Raw genomic sequence first — 5668 nt, 5'->3', positions numbered from 1 at the left:
CCAGGCCTGCGACGCGACGGCCGCCCTCGTGGACGCCGCCGCCCCCGGCGACGCCCCGACGGCGCGCGTGCTCCGCGACACCCCGCCGGTCAGGCAGATGCGCCGGGTCGCGGCCCGGGCCACCCGCGTGGCGGGCCGGGAGATCGCCGCGGGCGACGTCGTCCTGCTCGACCTCGCCGACGCCCAGCGGGAGACCGCCGCACCGCTGGCCTTCGGCGCCCCGCCCCGCGGGTGTCCCGGCCGTGCGCACGCCGTCGCGCTGGCCGAGGGGCTGCTCGGGCGCCCGCAGACGGACTTCGCCCGGCTGCATCACGGATCCACCGCGCTGCTCCTGCCGAACGCCTGGGACCACGCGTCCGCCGCCGCGCTCGTGGCTCGGGGATTCCCCGCGGTCGGCACCACCAGCCTGGGCGTGGCCGCGGGCGTCGGGGTGCCGGACGGCTCGGCCGCGACGGTCGAGGCGACCCTGGCCCTGGCGGACCGGCTCGGCCGCAGCTCCCTGATGTTCACCGTGGACGCCGAAGGGGGCTTCAGCGACGACCCGGAGGAGGTCGCCGAACTGGCCCGCACCCTGCACGACCTGGGCGCCGCGGGGATCAACCTGGAGGACGGGCGCGCGGACGGCACCCTCGCCCCCGCCCGCGCGCACGCCGAGAAGATCGCCGCGGTGAAGTCCGCCGTGCCCGATCTCTTCGTCAACGCCCGCACCGACACCCACTGGCTCGGGCGCGACCGGGACAACACCGCGGAACGCCTCGCGGCCTACGAACAGGCGGGCGCGGACGGCGTCTTCGTCCCGGGCCTGTCCGACCCCGGGAGCATCGCCGCCCTGACCGCCGCGCTCGTCGTCCCCCTCAACATCCTCCACCACCCGGCCGGCCCCACCGTCACGGAACTCTCCGCCCTCGGCGTGCGCCGCATCAGCCTCGGCTCGCTGCTCTACCGCACGGCCCTGGCGGCGGCGGTGACGGCGGCGACCGCGATCCGCGACGACCACGCCGCCGGGCTCCCGTCCCTCACGTACGCGGAGGTCCAGGCCCTCGGGGGCGCCTGACGGCCCCGGGCGGAGCTCTCGGCGGGGGCGGGACCTCTGCTAATCTTCCGGAGGCCGTGCAGAAGACCGAGGAGGTGGTACCCGTGAACCAAGAATCGACATGGGTGCTCCCCTCTGGGGTCACGGCCGGGCGATAGGTCGTCCGGGAGCGCCGCTCTGTGTGCACTCCCGAAAGGCACGACCATGCATTTCACTTCTGAGCGCCGGCTCGACGACGGAGTCGTCGAGCGCGCCTTCACCCTCGGCGAGATCCCCGGCTACCTGTGGACGCCCGCATCCGCGTCCGCCTCCGCGCCGGTCCCGCCGATCCTCGCCGGTATCCCGCCCCTCGGGCTGGAGCGGATGCGTCCCCGTCTGGAGGCCCGGGCCCGGCACTCGGCCGCGGAGGGCTTCGCGACCGTGGCCATCGAGCTCCCCGGCAGCGGCGACCGGCCACGCTGGCCCGCCCTCGACCAGGCGCGCGCCGATCTGCGCCGGGTCCTCGCGGCCGGTGAACCGGTCACCGAGGAGATCTCCGAGGCCCTGGTCGTGCCGCTCGTCGACCGCGCGGTCCCGGAGTGGCAGGAGACCCTCGACGCCGTGCTGGCGCTGCCCGAGATCGGCGGGCCGGTCGGGTACTCGGGGGGCATCATCTCGATCGGCGTCCGGCTGGCCGTCGTCGAGCCGCGCGTCAAGGCGGCCGTCCTGTTCGCGGGGAGCTATCTCCCGCGTGCGGTGTTCGAGGAGGCCCGCCGGGTCACCATCCCGCTGCACGTCCTGCTGCAGTGGGACGACGAGGGCAACGACCGGCAGGCGGCGCTCGACCTGTTCGACGCCTTCGGCTCCGAGGAGAAGACCCTGAACGCCAACATGGGCGGGCACACCGGGGTCCCGGAGGCCGCGGGTGACGCCGCCGCGCGGTTCTTCACCCGGCACCTGAGCTGACCCCGGCCCCCTCGGGGGATCACCAGGGCCCAGGTGGCCGCGGGCGCCTCGCCGCCGTCCCAACGGGCGGTGAGGCGCCCGCAGTTACCGCGCCTGCCCCGGCGGACGGGAGGCGGCGGCAGGATCGTTCGAGCGCGCCGCCGACGGCGTCCGGGGGGACGTGGAGGCACGCCCAGATCAATCGTTCGACGGGGGGACGAGTCATACCGGGGGTTCATGGGGCAGGATGTTGCCTTGAGCGCCCCGACCGGGAGTGCTCGTTAGATGCCGGGCCGCTCCGCGACGGACCGTCCCGGCTGAAGTGAAGGAATGAGTATGGCCAGCGGCACCGTGAAGTGGTTCAACAGCGAGAAGGGCTTCGGCTTCATCGAGCAGGACGGCGGAGGCCCCGACGTCTTCGCCCACTACTCCAACATCAGCGGCAACGGCTACCGCGAGCTCCAGGAGGGCGAGAAGGTCACCTTCGACGTCACCCAGGGCCAGAAGGGCCCCCAGGCGGAGAACATCGTGCGCGGCTGAAGCCTGCTCGCAGCGTAGGTAAGGGGTGCCCACCACGGCGGTGGGCACCCCTCATTGCGTCGCGGGGCGCACCGCGCGGATGCAGAACGGATGCCCCGCAGGGCTGGCGTAGACGCGGGAGCCCTCCGCATCGGCACCGGTCGGGCCGTCCGCGGGCCGCAGACGCCGGCCGCCCGCCTCGAGCACGCGGCGGTCCGCGGCGAGCAGGTCGTCGGTGGCCAGGTCGATGTGCATCTGCTGCGGCGAACCGTCCGGCTGGTGCGGCGGCGTGTGCTCCGGCGCGTGCTGAACGACGAGGACGGGCAGCCCGTCGGCCTGGACGAAACGGTGGGTGGGGATGCGCGACAGCGTGCCGCCGAGCAGGCCGTGCCAGAACAGGCCCTCGCCCTCGAGATCCGCCGCGTCCACGACGACCGAGGTCAGACTGAGCTTCATGGTGACTCCCTGACGGGGTGAGTAGGTGAAGTGGGTGCAGCGGGTGAGGTAGGTGAGAGGGGCGAAAGGGGCAGGCGCGGGTGAGGGGTTGGTGGGTCAGACCGTCGGGACGATGCCGCCGTCGACGCGGAACTGGGCGCCGGTGAGCCACTTCGCGCGGCGGGACGCGAGGAACGCGATCATCTCGGCGACGTCCTCGGGCTCGCCGGGCCGCCCCATCGGCACCCCGAGCCGCTCCACGATCTGCCGCTCCACGTCCTCGTACTCCACGCCCTGCGCGTCGGCCGCGCGTTGCAGATGGTCCACGGCGCCCTCGGTGGCCACGAACCCGGGCAGCAGGCACACCACGCGCACGCCGTCCTTGCCGACCTGTGTGGCGAGTTCGCGGCTGTACGCGTTGAGGGCGGCCTTCGCCGCCGCGTAGGAGGCGTCGCCGGGCTGGGGCAGCCGGCTCGCGATGGAGGAGACGTGGACGACGACGCCCGAGCCGCGCTCCACCATTCCGGGCACCAGCGCCCGGTCGAGCCGGACGGCGCTGAGCAGGTTCATCTCGAGGTCCTGGAGCCAGGCGGCGTCGGAGCGCTCGAGGGTGGGGGCGGTGGGTGTCTGGGCTCCCGCGTTGTCGACGAGGACGTCGACGCCGCCGACCTCCTCGATCACCCGGCGGGCCAGCTCCGCGACTCCGTCGGCCGTGCGCAGGTCGGCCGGGACGAACATGCCCGGCACGTCCGCGGGCGGCGCGGTGCGCGAGGCGGTGAGCACGGTGGCTCCCGCCGCGGCGAAACGGCGTGCCGTGGCGGCGCCCAGGCCGCGGCTTGCGCCCGTGACCAGGACGCGCAGGCCCTGGAGGTCCTCGTCGACGACAGACATGTGGGTACCCTTCGGTAAAGTGAACCGGACTCCGGAAACGGTACACACAAACGGAACCAGACTCACCTTTGGAGGAGTGTTGTCCACGTCACGCCCCCTGCGCGCCGACGCGCGGCGCAACCGCGACGCCCTGCTCACCGCCGCGCGCGAGGCCTTCCTGGCCGGTGACACCGACGCCCACGTGGAGGAGATCGCCCGGCGGGCCGGGGTGGCCGTCGGCACCCTCTACCGGCACTTCGACACCCGCGAGGCACTGGTCGGGGAGGTGTACCGCCAGGAGGTCGCGGAGCTGTGCGAGGCCCCGGCACGGCTGCTCGCCGAGCGGCCGGCGGACGAGGCGCTCCACGCGTTCCTGCTGCTGCTCGTCCAGCACTCGGCGACGAGCAAGGGCATGGGGGAGGCCCTGGAGGCCATCACCGCGACGGACTCACCCGTCTTCGACGAGGCGCGCGGCGACATGGAGGCGGCCCTGGAGGAACTGCTGACCGCCGGGGTCGAGGCCGGCCTCCTGCGGGCCGGGTTCAGCGGTCGGACCGTGCTGCGCGGTCTGGGCGGGATCTGCGGGATGCGGGCGAGCGGCTGGGAGAAGGACGCCGAGCGCATCGCGGGCCTGCTGTGCGACGGCCTGCGGCACGGCGCACGCGGTGCGACGGCCTGAGAGGGCGCACGGGCGCCGGCCGCCTCGTACGCCCTCTCGGGGTGGTGGTGCTCTGTCGGCCCGTGGGCCGTGGCTACGCGGTGGTGTGCGTCGGGTAGACCTCGACATCGGGGTAGGCGCCCTTGATGTCCCCGGCGCCCGCAGGCCACTTCAGGGTCACCGAGTGGGTCTCGTTCGGCGGCGTCACGATGAGGTCGGTCGGCGAGGCGAGGCTCTTGCCGGAGGGGTCGATGTCGTAGGCGAGGTCGAACACCGCGGCGTCGCCGGGCTTCAGGACGGTGACGCGGGGCTGGGCGTGGCCCCGCTCGATGGGACTCGACGTGTGATCGGCGTCCTTGATGTCGACGCCGGCGAAGCCGGTGGCCGAGCAGGTCGCCGAACCCCGGTTGACCATGGTGATGTTGATCCGGCCGGAGGTCGCGTCCGGTGCGGCGTCGACCGCGTCGATGGCGAGGTCCTGGGTCCTGCAGAACGAGACCTTCCGGTCGGTGCCGGTCTGCCGCGTGGCGTCCGACCCGCTCGTGGCACCGGAGTTGCCCGTGCTCTCCTTGCCCGAGCCCGTCTTCGCGACGTCGCCCCGGTCGCTGTCGGACCCAGAACCGCCGTGTGACGCCGCGCTCTTGTGCGCGGACGAGGACCCCTTGGCGTGCGCGCCCTTGCCGGATCCGGAGGTGGATCCCGAGCCGTTGCCGCACGCGGTGAGCGAAAGGGCGGCGGCGACGCCGACGGCGGCAAGGGCGGCGGTGCGGGTGTGCTTCATGGTGTTCCCCCGGTCAGGACGCGGTGCAGGTGGTCGAAAGTATTTGTATCCCGCACCGAGTCACAGGCGGTCCTCCGCCAGGTCTTCGTTCTGTCACAGGCGCAGGAGCCCTGACGTCGCGTCATGCACGACGGGCGACCGGTGCGTGGCGTGCCGCGCGCGACGCCGCCGGTGAGCGCCCGCTCCCTCACGTGCCCGCGTCGATCTCGGCCATGGTGAGGTCCGCGAGGCGCTGCGCGGCCGTGAAGTGGGGGGTGAGGCGGTTCTTGGTCAGGGCGAAGGAGGTACCCGTGGCGGTGTCGGCGAACACGTAACTGCCGCCCCCGCCGACCCAGCCGAACGTGCCGGGTGTCTCCTCCGGTGTCGTGCCGATGCGCCCCAGCGGATAGCCGAGGCACAGCCGCGCCGGGGTGCCGAAGACCCGGTCGGTGCCGTCGAACGCCACAGC

8 protein-coding genes are annotated in these 5668 nt (G+C 73.6%); 4 read left to right on the top strand and 4 right to left on the bottom strand.

Annotated elements, in window-relative coordinates; translation table 11 throughout:
- From GTW43_RS35085 to GTW43_RS35075, 3 genes are all read left to right on the top strand, one after another.
- Nucleotides 1–1054 (top strand): isocitrate lyase/phosphoenolpyruvate mutase family protein (locus GTW43_RS35085; protein ID WP_161306015.1); only part of this gene is annotated, 1054 nt, incomplete at its 5' end.
- 183 nt (nt 1055–1237) lie between these two features.
- Nucleotides 1238–1978 (top strand): alpha/beta hydrolase, encoded by a 741-nt coding sequence (locus tag GTW43_RS35080; protein ID WP_161306014.1) that lies wholly within the window; start codon nt 1238–1240, stop codon nt 1976–1978.
- Nucleotides 1979–2293: 315 nt separating this feature from the next.
- Nucleotides 2294–2497: a cold-shock protein gene (locus GTW43_RS35075; protein ID WP_161306013.1), complete on the top strand. Its 204-nt coding sequence runs from the start codon at nt 2294–2296 to the stop codon at nt 2495–2497.
- A gap of 51 nt (nt 2498–2548) precedes the next feature.
- On the opposite strand, the gene GTW43_RS35070 is transcribed toward GTW43_RS35075, so the two are convergent.
- Nucleotides 2549–2932, bottom strand: coding sequence for a VOC family protein (locus GTW43_RS35070; RefSeq protein ID WP_161306012.1), 384 nt, complete (start codon nt 2930–2932; stop codon nt 2549–2551).
- 96 nt (nt 2933–3028) lie between these two features.
- Nucleotides 3029–3802, bottom strand: coding sequence for an oxidoreductase (locus GTW43_RS35065; protein ID WP_161306011.1), 774 nt, complete (start codon nt 3800–3802; stop codon nt 3029–3031).
- Between the two features lie 79 nt (nt 3803–3881).
- Here GTW43_RS35065 and GTW43_RS35060 point away from each other — a divergent pair, with 79 nt between their 5' ends.
- Entirely contained in the window at nt 3882–4460 is a 579-nt protein-coding gene (locus GTW43_RS35060) for a TetR/AcrR family transcriptional regulator (RefSeq protein ID WP_161306010.1), read from the top strand.
- 73 nt (nt 4461–4533) lie between these two features.
- On the opposite strand, the gene GTW43_RS35055 is transcribed toward GTW43_RS35060, so the two are convergent.
- Entirely contained in the window at nt 4534–5220 is a 687-nt protein-coding gene (locus GTW43_RS35055) for a DUF4232 domain-containing protein (RefSeq protein ID WP_161306009.1), read from the bottom strand.
- Nucleotides 5221–5407: 187 nt separating this feature from the next.
- Nucleotides 5408–5668: serine hydrolase (locus tag GTW43_RS35050; protein WP_161306008.1), on the bottom strand; the 261-nt coding region annotated here is incomplete at its 5' end.

The organism is Streptomyces sp. SID5785 (assembly GCF_009870065.1).
Taxonomy (GTDB): domain Bacteria; phylum Actinomycetota; class Actinomycetes; order Streptomycetales; family Streptomycetaceae; genus Streptomyces.
This window is presented reverse-complemented; position numbering and strand designations above follow the sequence as displayed.

Excerpts from the sequence above, each read along its gene's own strand:
- GTW43_RS35070 (WP_161306012.1), bottom strand. The coding sequence starts at position 2,932 with ATGAAGCTCAGTCTGACCTCGGTCGTCGTGGACGCGGCGGATCTCGAG.
- GTW43_RS35075 (WP_161306013.1), top strand. The coding sequence starts at position 2,294 with ATGGCCAGCGGCACCGTGAAGTGGTTCAACAGCGAGAAGGGCTTCGGC.
- GTW43_RS35065 (WP_161306011.1), bottom strand. The coding sequence starts at position 3,802 with ATGTCTGTCGTCGACGAGGACCTCCAGGGCCTGCGCGTCCTGGTCACG.
- GTW43_RS35055 (WP_161306009.1), bottom strand. The coding sequence starts at position 5,220 with ATGAAGCACACCCGCACCGCCGCCCTTGCCGCCGTCGGCGTCGCCGCC.
- GTW43_RS35080 (WP_161306014.1), top strand. The coding sequence starts at position 1,238 with ATGCATTTCACTTCTGAGCGCCGGCTCGACGACGGAGTCGTCGAGCGC.